Source organism: Salinivibrio sp. SS2, assembly GCF_001722075.1.
GTDB lineage: Bacteria > Pseudomonadota > Gammaproteobacteria > Enterobacterales > Vibrionaceae > Salinivibrio > Salinivibrio proteolyticus.
On record NZ_MEBP01000058.1, the window covers coordinates 46,579 to 63,241 of the forward strand.

Below are 16,663 nucleotides of genomic sequence, written 5' to 3' on the forward strand. Positions count from 1 at the left end.
TGACCCAACGGGTTCAGCTGAGAAAAGGAGCGGCCACTATGGACATCAACAATATTCATCGTTTGGATGGGGCAATATTTTTCAGTATTGCTAATGAACGTTTGCGTTTAGAGTGCGATAGCCTTGAATCATTGATGGCCCATTTCGACCTAGACGATGAGCAAATCCGAGACAAATTTAACGACATTGGTTGTGAGTACGATCCGCTAACCAACCAATTGAAATTGAAATAACCGATTGTTTTAGTGACTCACCGTTTTAGCGAAGGCTCACTCAGACCTGGAGTGGGCCTTTTCTGTCTTCCTTGATTAGCATTCTGTTCAAAGTGCGCTGACCTTATTCGTGACAATTGTTTTGTTTTTGTTAAAAAATTGATCACCCGAGCTGTGAAGCACTACGCTTAATGTGGCGAAATTTTATATAAAAGCGGCCGAATTCTCGGCAACAGGATACAGACAGAAGGACGTTTGGAATGCCGCGACGCGCTTGGAGCATCATTGTGATAACAGTCCTCGTGGGGATAGGTTTCTCTGCGCTGACTGGCCATTTGCTGTTCCAGTCTGAGCAAAATGCGATTCGCAAAGAAGTCCAAAAAGATGTCAATAATGCTGCTATGGCACTGGGCAGGGAAGTCAACCTTGGTCTCGAGCTGCTGTACGCAGTGAAAAATCATTTTGATGCGGGCCATCGCCTCAGTGCACGCAACTTTCAACCGATGACATCAGGCGTATTGGAGCGTCACCTAAGTTTTAAGTCGATTGAGTGGGTGGATATAGTGATGCATCATCAACGACGGCACTATGTTCAAGATGCGATGCAAGAAGGCTCACAACAGAGAACGGATATTGTTGAGTTTGATGAGACAGGAGCATTGATCCCCGCTCAGCGAAGAGACATGTACTTTCCTATCCGTTTTACGTCGAGCGCGAGCAGTAATCAGTCGGTGATTGGATATGATATGGGATCGACTGCTGTGACTCGCCAAGCGCTTAAAACCAGTTTCAACACCGGAGTGCCTGTTGCAACGCCTGCGACGACGGTCAAAAGGGCGTATGGCAGCGTACAGGGCTTTTTGCTGATTATGCCGATTCTCCGTGACCCAGAACAGTTAAGTGGCGAAGAGACGAGTGACCTTCGCGGCTTTTTAGTCGCGGTCATTGATATTGGAGAGCTTGTTAATCTCGCGATTAATACGGTGATTAATGATGGGATTAATTTCTCGCTCAACGACATTACCAATGAGCGAAACCCCCAGCTTTTGCATAGCCAAATAGCCACTCTCAGTTCACCGGTGAACAAGACGTTAACCCAGCAATCACTCCCGGTATTTTTCGCAGGCAGAGAGTGGCAAGTGGAAGGATATCCAACCGCTGAGTATGTAGCAGCACGCCAGTCCTACATGCCCTATTGGGTGTTCGCGGCAGGCACCATCATTTTTATCATCATCAGTTATCTGCTCTATCGACTACAACTGAGAACCTTAACCGTACAGGCACAGGTTGATCAGAAAACCCGTGCATTACGAGACGCAAACACCAAGCTCGAGTCGATGACGAAGTGTGATGGTTTAACCGGACTGTACAATCGCAGCCATTTTGAAGCGGAGTTAGAGCGTGAAATTCAGCGAGCACTGCGAGAAGAAACTCCGCTGAGTTTGATGATTGTGGAAGTTGAGCGTTTATCGGATTACAACCTCAAGTATGGCCGTTTGTCCGGCGATCAAGTGCTTCGCCGCCTGTCAGAAGCGTTAGATAATATGCTGAAGCGCCCTGGTGATTTGTTATGCCGATACAGTGGCAGCCAATTTGTCGCGATATTACCGCGCACAGAAGGCGCCCAGCGACTGGCTGAAGAGTGCTTACTGACGGTAAAACGCTTACAGTTACCGTTTGAACGAGAAGAGGGGGCCATGTTAGTAGACGTTTATGTCGGTGGGGTAACGCTCAGCGATCACGAGCAAATGACGGTGGCGAGAATGTGCTCTTACGGGGAGATAGCCCTCGCTCGGGCAAGAGCGGATGAACCAGAACGCTGGCATTGGATGGAGATAGAATAAAGCGGCGCCCTAAGGCGCCGTTCGGTTTATCTACGGCGTGTTGCTTTGCACGGTTTTAAACGTCAGTGTCGTCTTATGGTTAGCAAGTGTTAGCTGGTTGTCGGTTATGTTGATTTCACTCCAGTCGCTGAGTACGTCACTGACTGTGAATTCCATATCCATCGCTTGAGAGGCACATGCCATACGTGTGCTCGCCATCCGGTCGATACGAAAACGGCTATTTTCGAGCTGGGCATTACCGAAATAGCGGTTGCAACCGCTATAACCACTCGCGACCATATCAGTATTAATGGTAAGGGTTGGTGCCCCTTCCGCATTAATGGCTTGGTCATCGACCATCGCCAACTGCCACTTTTGAGCGATATTCTCAACGGTGATCGCGTTTGGGTTTGATGGATCAGCGGTAAAATCGTTGCTGCAAGCGGTTGCACCGATGCTCGCCAACGTAGCGACTAATAACACTTTTTTCATGATGATTTCCTCCTACACGGGAGAGGTGACCTGATGGGTCTTATTGTGGCAATGAAGTGATGCATCAATGTCAATTTCTTGTCTATTTTTGTTCCGCGCAAAAAAAAGGCCCCGGTAGAGGGGCCAAGATATACCATCGCGTGAATTATTATCGTTATGTTTGGAGTTAGGAACCGATGCAAACAAGTGCCTAGTTAGTTAATCACAACTCTATGACACTTTGTTGGCAGCGACGTATTTAACCGAAATCACCGTTCACATAGCCTCGTGTTCGGTCATCTTGTGGCTGTGCAAAGAGCGTGGCAGTTTCATCATGCTCCACCAGCTCTCCCATCAAAAAGAAGGCAGTGCGGTCGGAAATACGACGGGCTTGCTGCATGGAGTGCGTCACAATGACAATGGTGTAGTCTTGTTTTAATGACTCCATCAAGTCTTCAATTTTTTTCGTCGCGATAGGATCGAGGGCAGAGGTGGGTTCATCCATCAAAATCACTTCTGGCTCCATCGCAATCGTGCGAGCAATACATAGGCGCTGTTGCTGACCGCCAGAAAGCCCAAAAGCATGGGCCTTGAGACGATCTTTCACTTCATCCCACAATGCTGCGCCACGCAGTGATTTTTCAACCACGGCATCTAGGTGCTTTTTATCTTTAATGCCTTGAGCACGTAAGCCATAAGCGACATTGTCGTAAATGCTCATCGGGAAGGGGTTAGGTTTTTGAAACACCATGCCCACTTTAATCCGAAGGCCAGCCACATCGATATTGCCATAGATGTCTTGATCATCCATGGTGAGTCGACCGTCAATTTGGACACCTTCAATTAAATCGTTCATGCGATTCAAGCAGCGCAAAAGTGTTGATTTCCCACAACCTGAAGGGCCAATTAGCGAAGTGACACGCTTAGCAGGAATGGGCAAGTTGATGCTTTTAAGCGCGTGGTTTTCACCGTTACCGTAATAAAGATTTAAATCATTGATTTCAAATTTGTTCATGTCGGGCCTCAGAATGCGTTAATAAGTCGCTTTATTGAATCGGCGTGCAATAAGTTTGGTTAGCATGTTGATAACCAGCACGACAACAATCAGTACGGTGGCAGTGGCGTAGGCTTGGTGCCACTCATGGACGGTGTAAAGCTCTTGCGTGAGCTTGTACAAATGCACCGTAAGCGTGCGTCCTGAATCAAGCAATGTATCAGGGATACGCGCCACCATACCGGCAGTGAGGAAAACAGGTGCAGACTCGCCAATCACGCGGCCCACACTCAGAATGATTGAGGTGATAATCCCTGGCATCGCGCTGGGCAGGATTAACTTCCAAATGGTGTAGACTTTGGACGCCCCGAGTCCGTATGACCCCTCGCGATAGGTTTGAGGAACAGCCATTAAAGCTTCCTCAGTGGTACGGATAATTACCGGAAGGATCAAAATACTGAGCGTCAAGGCACCGGAAAGAATCGAAAAGCCGAGCCCCAATACCGCCACAAAGAATGTGAGGCCAAACAGACCAAAGATAATCGAAGGAATGCCTGCCAGTGACTCGGTACAAAAGCGGATGACTTTGACTAGCTTACTGCCCACTTTCGCATATTCGGTGAGGTAAATGGCGGTCATGATCCCCAGTGGTGCCGCAATGGCAATCGAGGCCAGTACCATATAGATGGTGGAGACAATCATCGGCCAAATCCCGGATGACTCACCAATGCGCGTATAGTCGCTGGAAATGAATGACCAGTCCACATACTGCAGGCCGTTGCCCAGAATGTACCAGATTATCCAGAACAGAAAGCCGACGGTTAAACCTGCTGCTGTCCAAATAAACCCTAAAGCTAATTTATCTTGTAATTGACGTGACAACATAACTTATCTCGCTTTCTCGCGGTTCAGGTAAAGCAGCGCGCCGTTGAGTAACATAATGAAAATCAACAAGACGACACCGGTCGCGTATAGGGCACTGGCATGCACGCCTGTGGCATAAGACATTTCTAATGCGATATTGGCGGTAAGAGTACGCGCGGAATCGAGAATCCCTTCTGGCATCGCTGGGGCATTACCCATCACCATAATGATCGCCATGGTTTCGCCCAACGCACGTGCGATCCCTAAAATCACACCCGTCATGATCCCGGAGCGAGCAGCAGGCACAAGCAGCTTAAAAATCGTAAACATCGATGATGCGCCAAGTGCGAGAGAGCCTTCTTTATAGGCTCGAGGTACGGCGCGTAGCGAGGTTTCAGACACCGTAATAACCGTTGGTAGGATCATGACGGCCAACACGATGACCCCGGCAAGCAGGGTGTTGCCCGCTGGAACATTAAAGATGTCTTGGATCAACGGGACGATGATGACCAGACCAAAGAAGCCATAAACCACCGATGGAATGCCTGCGAGGAGCTCAACCGCCGGGCGGATGATATTGGCGAGCCATTTCGGTGCGACTTCCGCGATAAAGACAGCGGTGAGCACGGCGACAGGCACACCCAAAAGGACAGCCCCTGCGGTGGAGGCTAATGATGCCACAATCATGGGCGCAATGCCGTAGAGCGCGGGCGGAAGCCACTCGCTACCAAAGACGATATCGGTGAAGCCAGCGGCAGAGAGTGCAGGAATACTCTCGCGGAAAATGAAGTAGCCAATGGTGGCGAGTGATAACACGCCTACAATGGCACTGAATAAAAACAAGGCGTGAAAAATCTTTTCTCGCCAGTCAACTCGAGTGCGTTTAGTGAGACTCGAGTCCGAGACATTATTTACCTGTTCGGATGCGATGGTCATGATAACAACTCCATGCCAAAAATGGCTAAGGATGTAACAAAAGAAGGCCCAGCCATTTGCTGGGCCAAAAATCTATTTACTTAACAGCGATATAGCCTTGGTTTGCAACAATCTTCTGGCCATCAGCAGACAGTACCCAGTTGAGGAAGTCATCCGCCGCTGCTGAGGTAGTGCCTTCTTTATGGAGAACTAAGAAAGGACGTGCAACTTTGTAGTCACCTGCTGCCACGGCTTCGGTGGTCGGTGCATGACCGTCTACACTCAGTGCTTTTAGGGAATCATCCACAGAGCCTAGCGAGATATAGCCAATCGCGAGTGGGTTGTTGGCGACAATGGTCTTCACGACGCCGTTACCGTTTGCGACTTGTGCTTTTTGTGAAATCGCTGACACTTTCATGCCGTTCACTTTGCGTTTCAGACCCATGATGCTTTCAAATGCACCACGCGTGCCTGAAGCTGTGTCACGTGTCACCAGAACGATAGGTTTGTTTTCGCCACCGACGTTTGACCAGTTGGTAATTTCGCCACGATAGATTTTAGCGATTTGGTCAGCAGTGAGGTTTTTGACGCCATTGGCGTTATTGACAACAACCGCGATGCCGTCGCGAGCAATCACAGTTTCTTTAAGTGACGATTCTTTTTCAGAGGCTTTCAACTCGCGAGAAGCCATGCCGAAATAGCTGGTGCCGTTTTTAGCGGCTTTGATACCTGCTGACGAACCCGTGCCTTGTACTTCGATGTAGGTGTCTTGGTGTTGCTGATGATAGGTTTCAGCCAACACTTCCATGACTTCGGTTACTGACGTTGAGCCAGAGATTGAAACAGTTTCTTGTGCACTTGCTGAGGCAGAGAACATGGCACCTGCCATCACGATGGCGCCAAAGACCTTAGATTTCATATCGTATCCCTTATTTGCGATGAGTCGCGGTTTGTTGTTTCGAACGAGAGGCACTTTAGGAAAGAAACATGACAAATATGTTTCATTAACTTGAAGCCTTGATGACGGCCAACCGATTTGACGCCACATCGAAAAGAAAAAAACAGACCTTGTGGAATGAATCAGACATGCAAACCTCCCGTGTTCACTTGGCTTGACACTTAAGTGCGCATTTATGGGTCAAGTAGTAAAAGCCATAGTATTCACAAGGTGTATTTTTAAATGATTAACGTTATTCTTCTATTAAATGACAGCACTGATCCGTTCGCGGGCAATGTGTGTACTGAAAAGAACAACTTAGGCCAGACCTAAAAGGAATCCATCATGGCATTGAGCGATGCTGCAAAAAAAGTTCAGGAAGCGCTGGTTGCTCGTGGTATTGAGACACCGATGACAGCAAAGTCAGCGTTGTCTGCGGCAGAACGAAAAGAAAAAATTGAATTTCACATGCGTGAAATCCTGCAATCTATTGATCTTGATTTGACTGACGACAGCTTGGCGGAGACACCAGCAAGAATCGCAAAGATGTATGTGGACGAGATCTTCTCGGGCTTGGATTACACGCAGTTCCCTAAAGTAACCATGATTGAAAACAAGATGGGTTGCGACGAAATGGTACGTGTGAAGGATATTTCAGTCACCAGTACCTGCGAGCACCACTTGGTGACCATTGATGGGCGTGCAACGGTCGCTTATTTACCGGATAAGAAAGTGATTGGGCTATCCAAGATCAATCGCATTGTTCGCTTTTTCGCTCAACGCCCCCAAGTACAAGAGCGCTTAACGCGTCAGGTGTTGGTGGCATTGCAAACCTTACTTGAAACCGACAATGTCGCCGTTCGTATCGAAGCAACACACTATTGTGTGAAATCGCGTGGGGTGATGGATGCGAACAGTGAGACAACCACCACAGCTTTAGGTGGTCAGTTTAAAAAGAATGCTGCGACGCGCGCTGAATTTTTGCACGGTATCAATTAGGAAGCGAGACGCTTAGTAAGCGAAACGATATAAAAACGCCCCCATCGCGAGATGGGGGCGTTTTTTATGACAGTCAGAACCGAGCTTACTCTTGACCAATTATGGCATGGCCAAGGCGTGGCTATTCAAACTGTTTGGCAATATCGTGAAACTGACGAACTTTGTCGCGCAGCTCTGCACTTGCTTGCGAGACATCGTTCACTTCATTGAGATTCTGTTGGGATACAGACTCAATATCATGAATATCGCGGCTGATATCATTAAACGTTTGCAGTTGCGCTTGAGCAGAATGGTGTGTTTCACGTGTACGCGATACCACATCGTCAATTGCTGTCGTCACCGCGTTTAAGCTTGCGATACTATGATCTGTGGTATCGACACATTGTTGGGTTTGCTTGTGACTGACATCGATCTGCGCTTGCCATTGTTTAATGGTATCGTGCATCTCTTGGATTGACTGCTGAATTTGTTCTGTTGCGCCTTGCGTGCGGCTAGAGAGGGCGCGGACTTCCTCAGCGACAACCGCGAAGCCGCGACCTTGTTCACCAGCACGCGCAGCCTCAATCGCGGCATTTAAAGCCAACAAATTGGTTTGTTCAGCAATACCACTGATTTCACTCATCGCATCGGTGACCCGCTCTGCCGTCACAGAAAGCTGCTGTGTGGCAGATAACGAGCTTTCAGACTGTTTTGCCAGAGCCTGAAGCTGCTCGCCGGTTTGGTGAAGCAGTGCTTGTGTCTCTTGGCTTTGTTGTTGTACCGATTGCAGCAGTTCAACACTTTGCTGTGCATTCTCAGATACCTTGTTTGCAGAATCAGACGCATGATCAATATTGTTGGCCACCGAGGAAATTTGATGGCTTTGGGTATTGATCGCCTGAGAAACACGCTGCGAAAGGGCACTCAAGTCATCAGAAAAGTGATTGAGAGACAAGGATGCATCCAACATACGGCCGAGGATGGTCCGAATCCGTGCTTGCAGCATTTTAAGTTTGTAGTCTGCGACGGAGCTTAAACCCGTTCCCGCGTAAACGTAACGGCTAATACTGTCATAGTCGGCTTGATAACCACGAACCAAGGCTGGCAGAGTCAACAGCTCATCACGGAATAGGATGCCCAAGATGGCAGGCATAGTGACAGCGCTAGCGATATCCCACCCATTGATATTTGGATCAAAGGCGAGGGAGAGTGGTGCAACAGCGAGGCCGGCGATAAGCAGTGCAAATTTAGCGGCGCCGGGAATGCTTTCAATGGAGAGCCCCCTCAGTGATTTGCCTCCTTTTTCGGCGGCACATAGTTTTTTGTAGATCTGTGCAGCACGGTGTTTCACTGCGGGATCTGGCTTGACCCGCACCGACTGATAGCCTGTTACCTGACCTTGTTCATAGATGGGAGTCACGTAGGCATCAACCCAGTAATAATCGCCGTTTTTACAGCGGTTTTTAACGATGCCTCGCCACGGTTGATTGGCTTTGAGGTTCCGCCACATGTCCGCAAAGGCAGCTTTGGGCATATCAGCATGACGAATTATATTATGGGGCGCACCCAAAAGTTCGTCACCGCTGTAGCCAGCAATACGAATAAATTCCGGATTACAGTAGGTGATAACGCCGCGTTTATCGGTGGTCGAGACGAGGCGTTCATCGTCATCAAATATAACTTCATTACCACTCATAGTATTTATCTTTCTGGTCACAGTTCATAAGAGCCTTATTAGTTTTAGTCTAGCGGCTATGGGCTTATTAATGATATTTTTGTTAATATAATGTTGCTTCAATTGGCGCATCGACAAAAAAAAGGGCCTGTCGGCCCTTTATGACATTTCGATGACAGTGGCGCTTAGTCTAAAACCTTTGCGATGGCAGTGCAAAGTGGCCCCATATTCATGTGCGTCATACCCGCCACATTGAGGCGGCCTGAGCCGACGATATAGACACCGTGTTCTGCTTTCAGTGCATCTACTTGAGTTTTGTTCAAACCAGAGAAAGAAAACATCCCGTTTTGTTGCTCGATAAAGCTAAAGTCGCGATTAACGCCTTTTTCTTTTAGGGTTGCTACAAACTCGGTGCGCATAGTTTTAATGCGATCGCGCATATCAGCAAGCTCTTGATGCCACTCTGCTTTTAGCGTGGGGTTATTGAGGATCTCTGTCACAATACCTGCGCCGTGGGCTGGTGGGTTAGAGTAGATCACGCGCGCGATAGCTTTCACTTGGCTAAAGGCGGTTGTGGCTTGTTGCTGATCTTGTGCAACCAGAGTAAAGGCACCCACACGCTCGTTATACAAGCCAAAGTTTTTCGAGAAAGAGCTGGCGATCAACAGTTCTGGGCAGGTTTGCGTAAAAATACGTAGACCAGATGCGTCTTCTTCAACACCTTGCGCAAAGCCTTGATAGGCAAAGTCGAACATCGGCAGTAAGCCTTTGCGCTGACATAGCTCAGCCAAGACTTTCCATTCCGCATCGGTCGGATCAATACCGGTTGGGTTGTGACAACAGCCATGTAGCAAGACCACATCACCACTGTTTGCTTTTTCAAGATCCGCGACCATGCCAGCAAAATCTTTGTCATTCTTCGCGGCATCGTAGTAGGTGTATTCAGCTAGAGGTAGGCCTGCGGCAGTAAACACGCCCTTGTGGTTGGCCCACGTTGGGTTACTGATCCACACTGTGACATCACCGAGGTGGCGCTTAATAAATTCCCCAGCAAGGCGTAACGCCCCGGTGCCACCCGGCGCATGTGCAGTTTGAGCGCGTTTATCTTTGATAACTGCAGCCTGTTCACCGAATAGAAGCTGCTGAACGGCAAGGCCGTATTCCGCAGTGCCCGGGATGCTTAGATAGGATTTGGTGCTCTCTTTTTCGAGCAGCAATGCTTCGGCTTTTTTAACGGTTTTAAGCACAGGTGTTTCACCGTGCTCGTTTTTGTATACGCCGACCCCTAAGTTGATCTTCGTTTCACGAGGATCCGCTTTAAATTCTTCAGTCAGTCCTAAAATGGGGTCGGCGGGAGCGGCAGAAATTTTCTCAAACATTGGTGTCGTCCATGGTTAATGATGAATGAAACTCAGGCTGGGATCGTTATACCACTTGTTTTCTTGGATAGAAACCACCAGCCATGCCCAGAGATACCAAGCGTACCAATAGGCAAGAAAAAGGCTGCGTACTCGCAGCCTTTGAATGGTCTTTTACTTAGAAGCTCGCGTTACGTGGCGAACGAGGGAATGGAATCACGTCGCGGATGTTGCTCATACCGGTAACGTAAGATACCAAACGCTCAAATCCGAGGCCGTAGCCGGAGTGAGGCACGGTGCCGTAACGGCGCAAGTCGCGATACCACCAGAAATCTTCTTTCTCGAGGCCCATTTCTTCAAGGCGCTGATCCAGCACGTCAAGACGCTCTTCACGCTGTGAACCACCGATAATCTCACCAATGCCAGGCGCTAATACGTCCATTGCAGCAACGGTTTTGCCATCATCGTTCATACGCATGTAGAAGGCTTTAATATCTTTTGGATAGTTCTTCACCACAACAGGTGCGTTGAAGTGTTCTTCTGCTAGATAGCGCTCATGTTCGGAGGCGAGATCAATACCCCATTCGACAGGGAACTCGAACGTCTTACCGCAGTTTTCCAAGATAGTGATCGCGTCAGTGTAGTTAACTTGGGCAAAATCAGCTTCAACAAATTTCTCAAGGCGCGTGATCACCTCTTTGTTGATGCGTTGCTCGAAGAACTGCATGTCGTCACGGCGCTCTTCCAACACGGCCTTGAAGACGTATTTCAGCATGGCTTCTGCTAGCGCTGCAGCATCATCAAGATCGGCAAAGGCCACTTCAGGCTCTACCATCCAAAACTCGGCCAAGTGACGGCTGGTGTTAGAGTTTTCAGCACGGAAGGTTGGGCCAAAGGTATAAACTTTACTCAGCGCACAAGCATAGGTTTCAGCGTTTAATTGGCCGGATACGGTCAAGAAAGCTTCTTTGCCGAAAAAGTCTTGGTCGAAGTCGACATCGCCTTGCTCTGTTTTTGGCACATTGGCCATATCCAGTGTCGATACACGGAACATCTCACCGGCGCCTTCACAGTCTGATGCAGTGATCAGCGGGGCAGACATCCAGTAGTAGCCTTGCTCGTGGAAGAAACGATGAATAGCTTGAGAAAGGGTATGACGAACACGAGCAACCGCACCAATCACGTTAGAGCGAGGGCGTAAATGAGCCACTTCGCGCAAGTACTCAATTGAGTGACGCGTCTTGGCCATCGGATAAGTGTCTGGATCGTCAACCCAACCGACTACCTTCACGGCAGTGGCTTGTAGCTCATACGCTTGACCTTTCCCTGGTGATTCCACCACATTACCGGTGACTTCAACAGAACAGCCTGCTGTTAAACGCAGAACGTCTTGCTGATAATTCTCCAGCTCATTGGGGACCACGGCCTGAATAGGGTCGAAACAAGAGCCATCATAAATGGCGAGGAAAGAAATACCGGCTTTGGAATCTCGGCGAGACCGAACCCAACCGCGAACAGTCACTTCAGTGTCGACTGCCGCCTTGCCGCGCAGGACGTCTACTACAGGCGCGTATGTCATAATTCGCTTCTATCTCCGTTTAGGGCAACTCGGTGGTCAATGCCACCGAGAAAGTGGATTTGCAAGTTAGACTAGCAAGTTTACCTGTATCTTGTGTAGCTTCAAGGCTTGAGGCGGTCTGAAAGTTGAAATTGTCCAATTAATCCTTCCAACTGTTCAACCAGTTGTTCGAGATTTGCACTGATTGCTTTTACTTCATTCGCATTATTGGCGGTATCGTTAGCGTGATTTTGAATCCGGCCAACTTGCTCGAGTAAGGCGTCAGTCATTTGTGCTTGATGTTGGCTTTGTTGGCTAATGTCGTCCGTATTATTGTTCACGGTGGTCACTTGCTTAGCAATATCGGCCAAGGCGTCAGAGAGCTGCATCACCGTCTCGGCACGTTGATTCGCGCTTTCTGTGGTGGCTTCGACCGCTTGAGCGGAAGCTTCACTGCCTGAACACAAATTTTCAATAATGGTTTGGATTTCACCGGTTGCATCATGGCTTCGGCTGGCCAAGTTACGTACTTCTTCGGCGACTACGGCGAAGCCACGACCTTGCTCACCGGCGCGTGCGGCTTCTATCGCCGCATTCAGCGCGAGTAGGTTGGTCTGCTCAGCGATCTCGCGGATCACACCCAAAATAGTCGTCACTTGTTGGCTTTGTTGGTTCACATCCAAAATCTGGCTACGTACTTGACCAATATCATCCATCAGTTTGCGGATATCATTGGCGGCGACGTTGGCCAGTTCACTGCCTTGATTGGCGCTAGTGGCGGCAGATTCGCTCAATTGTGCCGCCTCGCTCGTACGGCTTTGAATGTCATGTTGATGTTGCTGAACATCATTGATGGCCGTAGACATTTCATTGGTTTCATGACGTTGGCTATCGGCGAGTTGGTCGGTATGCCCAGAGACGCGAATGAGGTTTAACGCTTCAGACGACAGCGTCTCTGAGGTACGTTGCACCTGTTGTAAGCTCGCAGAGAAATTATCGAGTAATTGGTCACAGCTGTTACATAACTCGCCAATCTCGTCATTGCGTGTGTCATTCAAGCGCTCAGCCAAGTTTTTGTCGCGACTCGTCCGCTTCATAAAGGCCGATACATGCTTGAGGGGTGACACTACCCAACGACGGATCACAGTCAGTGAGATAAGAAAACCCAATACGGCGATACTGCCCATGATCCCGGCAGTGATCAGCATTTCTTTATCAATGGTGCCATAGAGCGGCTGTAAGTCATATTCGAGTCGAATAACGCCCAACACGGTTCCCTCTTCGGCAACATGGCATTGCAGGCAATTAGTACCGCGGTAATCTTTACTGGCTTTCATCGGCAGTGCCACGACCAGCCCCTTGCCTGATTCAGAGTCAAAGGTTTCAACAATGGTCTCGCCATCAAGTGCACGTTGGTCAATATTATCTTTTGGTGCTTGTTCAGGGTTGCCTGGACCGAAAAAGCGGGTGATTGCCTCTGAGCGGATAACACGCGCTTCTTCTATTCCTTTGTGGGAAAGCATTTTATCGCGCAGTGTATTTCGTTGGCTAATCGTACCGGTCAGCATCAACATATTCAGGCTATCGAAATAGTTGGATGCTTTGTCGAGCGTCTGCTCGCTGACTATCGACGTCATCAGCGCTTTTTGCTGATGCGATTGATAGGCCAACGAAGTCACAAGCACCAGAGCGAAGACGAGAAAAAGCGAAAGGAGAAGTTTGCTCGCGAGAGTCATGCGCATGAGTCAACCGTTTGTTATTAAATTATATGTATGTCAATTGAATTCTGTCAGATCTATGTTAAACCGTGTCTCACCAGATGCCGCGATTCCCATATAAAATGTGTGATTTCATCGACGTAAATTGTCGCACCTTTGCGACGGGCAACGGTTTGCTTTGGCTATAATCGCGTTGATCTCAGGGATAGAGATTGTGTCGGTCAGGGAAGTTGAGTAGCATGCGCCATCTTGTTGTTGATGGGATTTGGCAGTATGACAACTGAACTGTTTAAAGAATTTACCTTTGAGGCCGCACACCACTTACCGAATGTACCAGAAGGGCATAAGTGTGGGCGTTTGCACGGTCACTCGTTTATGGTGCGTTTGTATGTAGAAGGGGATGTTGACCCACACACAGGCTGGGTGATCGACTTCGCTGACATTAAAGCCGCTTTCAAGCCTATCTATGATCGTCTTGACCACTACTATCTCAATGAGATTGAAGGGCTGGAAAACCCAACCAGCGAAGTGTTGGCGCGTTGGATATGGCAACAGGTCAAGCCAAACCTGCCTTTATTAAGTAAGGTAATGGTGAAGGAAACCTGTACCGCAGGCTGCACTTACCGCGGTGAATAAAAAAGAGCCGAGTATCATCACTCGGCTCTTTTATCGATACACTTCATATCGGCTAATACGATGGCTCTATTGGCTCTATTGGCTCTATTGGCGCTAGGCAATGTTTAAATATTTATGCGTTTGTATCGACAAGCGCCAGCCGCGCGCAATACAGGTATCAATACACAGTTTAGTGGCTCGCGGCTTTTGACTGACCGGTTGTAGCGCAATGGTTGCCTTTGGTGATGGTGGGCAGTGCTCAAGTAGGGTATCTAACTGTGCAATGTCTTTCTCGGTGCCCACAGGATGTTTGATTTCGTTCGCGCGCGCCATCGCACTGGCCAGTACCGGTAATTTGCCGCGCATATTGATTTTAGGTGATACCGTGACCCAAGTCTGCGGACTGGCTTTTACCTCGTACGTACCACTGGTTTCAATTTGGCACTGACACCCAACCGCTTCTAGCGCCTCGGTTAAGAGCACCAAGTCGTATAGGCAAGGCTCCCCCCCAGTAATCACAATGTGTTTAGCCTGATAGCGTTGGGTGATTTCTGTCGCAATATCTTTCGCACTCAGCCAGCACCAAGCAGGTGAGTCTTCTGACTTATCGATAATAAATATCTTGTCTTGCTGATCGTTATCATCGGTTTCCCATGTTTGCTTGGTATCGCACCAAGCGCAGCCGACAGGGCAACCTTGCAAGCGGACAAAAACGGAGGGCACGCCAGTAAATGTGCCTTCTCCCTGAATAGTTTCAAAAATTTCGTTTACTCGGTACATCATGCTTTCTGGCGGTTCGATTCGACGGCGCATTATGCCAATTTATCCTCCGCAGATCTTGCTTTTTCACGATTGATTGGATTTTTACCATAGTTACTAAATCGTATGGTTTCGTGAGGCTAAACGCGATTTTCACACCTGAAAGTGATAGATATCACGCGGCGACCTAATTGTGCTTCACAATTAGTTCGCAAAGTAAAAAAATTCAATTATACGCATCATCATGAATAGGATCGCCAGATCCCAGCAGTAATAGGACAGGGCATGATTATTGGGCAGCCGGGGCATATTGATCATATCAAGCGCAAAAATGCCGGCACAGTGTACAACTTGATCGACCGCTTTGGGCCTATCTCACGTATCGAGCTCTCCAAACGCAGCCAGCTGGCACCAGCCAGCATTACTAAAATTGTCCGTGAGCTAATGGACGCGCATCTTGTCAAAGAAACACAAATTCAAGAAACCAGTATGCGTGGTCGACCCGCCGTTGGGTTGATGTTGGACAATGACGGGTGGCAATTCTTATCGATGCGTTTAGGGCGCGGCTACCTCACGATGGCTTTGCACTCGTTAAGCAGTGACATTCTGGTACAAGAACGCCATGAGTTGGCGGTGATGCCTCAAGAGGCCTTGCTAGCGACCGTTGTCGAGTACGTTAAAGCCTTCTTTTCGCGTCATCATGAAGTGGTGGACCGCGTGACAAGCATCGCGGTGTCTTTGCCAGGCTTAGTGAATAGTGCACAGGGAACGGTCATTCAAATGCCGCACTTTGAGGTTAGCCATATGCCATTGGGGCCCGTCCTGCATCGAGAAACAGGATTACCGGTTTTTGTGGGTAATGATACCCGCTCTTGGGCGCTGGCTGAAAAGTTATTTGGTAACGCAAAAGAATCAGATAGCGCGGTGCTGATTGCCGTTCACAATGGCGTTGGGGCTGGGATCATCCTAGAAGGGAAAGTGCTCCAAGGGCGCGTGGGGAATGTGGGTGAGCTGGGTCATATTCAAGTGAAGCCATTTGGTAAGCGATGCTTTTGTGGCAACTATGGCTGCTTGGAAACCGTAGCAAGTTTAGCCGCGGTCATTGAGCAGGTAGAAACCTTGCTCGCAGAGGGGCACCCTAGTCAATTGCATGGTAAGACGCTCACCATTGACGCGATTTGTGATGCTGCCGTTGCCGGTGATGCGTTGGCGCAACGCGTGATTACAGAGCTTGGCCATCACCTAGGGACAGCGATCGCCATCGTGGTGAATTTATTTAATCCGGAAAAAATATTATTCGGCGGCGAGTTTAACCGGGCGAAATCTGTGCTCTATCCAGCAATCATGGAATGCTTAAAGACGCAAACCATCCCCTTATACAGCCAAAACTTACTGCTGGAAGAAAGTTATTTCTACACGCAAGCGACTATGCCGGGCGCTGCGATGGTGAAACAAGCCATGTACGACGGCAAACTACTCATGAAGGTACTGGAAGGCTAGTAACGAGCGCATAAACGAAAAAAGCAGGTGCCAAGCACCTGCTTTTTTGTTTGCCCAGCGAAGCTGGCAAACCCGTCAGGTTGAAAGAAACCTGAATCGCCCCGACTGAGGGGAAGATAATCCGACTCGCAAGGGCGTTGCTGGCCAACGGCAGGGTCTGAAGGAAGCGATAGGAAGTTAGAGGCACACAACGCAAGTGAACCTGTTTCGGCTTGATAGGTGGGTAAGCGTGCAAAATAGCGTGAAGTCCAATACTCAGTCAGACCTATAAATGTCTTGAGGGTGG

16 protein-coding genes are annotated in these 16,663 nt (G+C 48.8%); 5 read left to right on the plus strand and 11 right to left on the minus strand.

Annotated elements, in window-relative coordinates:
- Positions 1–38 precede the first annotated feature (38 nt).
- Both BGK46_RS03555 and BGK46_RS03560 read left to right on the plus strand, forming a co-directional pair.
- The gene (locus BGK46_RS03555) at positions 39–233 is read left to right on the plus strand and encodes a DUF4250 domain-containing protein (RefSeq protein ID WP_069587103.1); all 195 of its coding nucleotides are present in this window, start codon (positions 39–41) and stop codon (positions 231–233) included.
- A gap of 266 nt (positions 234–499) precedes the next feature.
- Entirely contained in the window at positions 500–2,056 is a 1,557-nt protein-coding gene (locus BGK46_RS03560; RefSeq protein WP_168174036.1) for a CHASE domain-containing protein, read from the plus strand.
- 30 nt (positions 2,057–2,086) lie between these two features.
- Here BGK46_RS03560 and BGK46_RS03565 read toward each other — a convergent pair whose 3' ends face one another.
- From BGK46_RS03565 to BGK46_RS03585, 5 genes are all read right to left on the minus strand, one after another.
- Positions 2,087–2,527 (minus strand): META domain-containing protein, encoded by a 441-nt coding sequence (locus BGK46_RS03565; protein WP_069587105.1) that lies wholly within the window; start codon positions 2,525–2,527, stop codon positions 2,087–2,089.
- A 238-nt stretch (positions 2,528–2,765) separates the two neighbouring features.
- Positions 2,766–3,521 (minus strand): phosphate ABC transporter ATP-binding protein PstB, encoded by a 756-nt coding sequence (gene pstB / locus BGK46_RS17375; RefSeq protein WP_069587106.1) that lies wholly within the window; start codon positions 3,519–3,521, stop codon positions 2,766–2,768.
- Between the two features lie 18 nt (positions 3,522–3,539).
- Positions 3,540–4,385 carry a phosphate ABC transporter permease PstA gene (gene pstA / locus BGK46_RS17585; RefSeq protein WP_069587108.1) on the minus strand — a complete coding sequence of 282 codons (846 nt, stop codon included), beginning with the start codon at positions 4,383–4,385 and terminating at the stop codon, positions 3,540–3,542.
- Between the two features lie 3 nt (positions 4,386–4,388).
- Positions 4,389–5,300 carry a phosphate ABC transporter permease subunit PstC gene (pstC, locus tag BGK46_RS17590; protein WP_069587109.1) on the minus strand — a complete coding sequence of 304 codons (912 nt, stop codon included), beginning with the start codon at positions 5,298–5,300 and terminating at the stop codon, positions 4,389–4,391.
- A 76-nt stretch (positions 5,301–5,376) separates the two neighbouring features.
- Entirely contained in the window at positions 5,377–6,198 is an 822-nt protein-coding gene (locus BGK46_RS03585; RefSeq protein ID WP_069587111.1) for a phosphate ABC transporter substrate-binding protein, read from the minus strand.
- 360 nt (positions 6,199–6,558) lie between these two features.
- On the opposite strand from BGK46_RS03585, the gene folE reads away from it, so the two are divergent.
- On the plus strand, positions 6,559–7,215 hold the full coding sequence (gene folE, locus BGK46_RS03590; RefSeq protein ID WP_069587112.1) for a GTP cyclohydrolase I FolE: 657 nt from the start codon (positions 6,559–6,561) through the stop codon (positions 7,213–7,215).
- 121 nt (positions 7,216–7,336) lie between these two features.
- Here the strand turns inward: folE and BGK46_RS03595 are convergent, their stop codons facing one another.
- From BGK46_RS03595 to BGK46_RS03610, 4 genes are all read right to left on the minus strand, one after another.
- On the minus strand, positions 7,337–8,890 hold the full coding sequence (locus tag BGK46_RS03595) for a methyl-accepting chemotaxis protein (protein WP_069587113.1): 1,554 nt from the start codon (positions 8,888–8,890) through the stop codon (positions 7,337–7,339).
- A 164-nt stretch (positions 8,891–9,054) separates the two neighbouring features.
- Entirely contained in the window at positions 9,055–10,248 is a 1,194-nt protein-coding gene (locus tag BGK46_RS03600) for an amino acid aminotransferase (protein ID WP_069587115.1), read from the minus strand.
- A 157-nt stretch (positions 10,249–10,405) separates the two neighbouring features.
- Positions 10,406–11,806, minus strand: coding sequence for an asparagine--tRNA ligase (gene asnS / locus BGK46_RS03605; protein WP_069587116.1), 1,401 nt, complete (start codon positions 11,804–11,806; stop codon positions 10,406–10,408).
- A gap of 101 nt (positions 11,807–11,907) precedes the next feature.
- Entirely contained in the window at positions 11,908–13,527 is a 1,620-nt protein-coding gene (locus BGK46_RS03610; protein ID WP_069587117.1) for a methyl-accepting chemotaxis protein, read from the minus strand.
- 249 nt (positions 13,528–13,776) lie between these two features.
- Here BGK46_RS03610 and queD point away from each other — a divergent pair, with 249 nt between their 5' ends.
- Positions 13,777–14,139 carry a 6-carboxytetrahydropterin synthase QueD gene (gene queD, locus BGK46_RS03615; protein ID WP_069587130.1) on the plus strand — a complete coding sequence of 121 codons (363 nt, stop codon included), beginning with the start codon at positions 13,777–13,779 and terminating at the stop codon, positions 14,137–14,139.
- Positions 14,140–14,232: 93 nt separating this feature from the next.
- On the opposite strand, the gene queE is transcribed toward queD, so the two are convergent.
- Positions 14,233–14,898, minus strand: coding sequence for a 7-carboxy-7-deazaguanine synthase QueE (gene queE / locus BGK46_RS03620; RefSeq protein WP_069587132.1), 666 nt, complete (start codon positions 14,896–14,898; stop codon positions 14,233–14,235).
- 264 nt (positions 14,899–15,162) lie between these two features.
- Between queE and mlc the strand changes: the two genes are divergently transcribed.
- Positions 15,163–16,377: a sugar metabolism global transcriptional regulator Mlc gene (gene mlc, locus BGK46_RS03625; RefSeq protein ID WP_069587120.1), complete on the plus strand. Its 1,215-nt coding sequence runs from the start codon at positions 15,163–15,165 to the stop codon at positions 16,375–16,377.
- Here the strand turns inward: mlc and BGK46_RS17710 are convergent.
- Positions 16,374–16,663 (minus strand): hypothetical protein (locus BGK46_RS17710; protein ID WP_217492717.1); only part of this gene is annotated, 290 nt, incomplete at its 5' end. The genes mlc and BGK46_RS17710 overlap by 4 nt on opposite strands.

Bases quoted from the DNA above. Each gene is read 5' to 3' on its own strand.
- BGK46_RS03600 (WP_069587115.1), bottom strand. From the start codon at position 10,248: ATGTTTGAGAAAATTTCTGCCGCTCCCGCCGACCCCATTTTAGGACTG.
- mlc (WP_069587120.1), top strand. From the start codon at position 15,163: ATGATTATTGGGCAGCCGGGGCATATTGATCATATCAAGCGCAAAAAT.
- queE (WP_069587132.1), bottom strand. From the start codon at position 14,898: ATGTACCGAGTAAACGAAATTTTTGAAACTATTCAGGGAGAAGGCACA.
- pstA (WP_069587108.1), bottom strand. From the start codon at position 4,385: ATGTTGTCACGTCAATTACAAGATAAATTAGCTTTAGGGTTTATTTGG.
- queD (WP_069587130.1), top strand. From the start codon at position 13,777: ATGACAACTGAACTGTTTAAAGAATTTACCTTTGAGGCCGCACACCAC.
- BGK46_RS03565 (WP_069587105.1), bottom strand. From the start codon at position 2,527: ATGAAAAAAGTGTTATTAGTCGCTACGTTGGCGAGCATCGGTGCAACC.
- pstB (WP_069587106.1), bottom strand. From the start codon at position 3,521: ATGAACAAATTTGAAATCAATGATTTAAATCTTTATTACGGTAACGGT.
- BGK46_RS03610 (WP_069587117.1), bottom strand. From the start codon at position 13,527: ATGCGCATGACTCTCGCGAGCAAACTTCTCCTTTCGCTTTTTCTCGTC.
- asnS (WP_069587116.1), bottom strand. From the start codon at position 11,806: ATGACATACGCGCCTGTAGTAGACGTCCTGCGCGGCAAGGCGGCAGTC.
- pstC (WP_069587109.1), bottom strand. From the start codon at position 5,300: ATGACCATCGCATCCGAACAGGTAAATAATGTCTCGGACTCGAGTCTC.
- BGK46_RS03595 (WP_069587113.1), bottom strand. From the start codon at position 8,890: ATGAGTGGTAATGAAGTTATATTTGATGACGATGAACGCCTCGTCTCG.
- BGK46_RS03585 (WP_069587111.1), bottom strand. From the start codon at position 6,198: ATGAAATCTAAGGTCTTTGGCGCCATCGTGATGGCAGGTGCCATGTTC.
- BGK46_RS03555 (WP_069587103.1), top strand. From the start codon at position 39: ATGGACATCAACAATATTCATCGTTTGGATGGGGCAATATTTTTCAGT.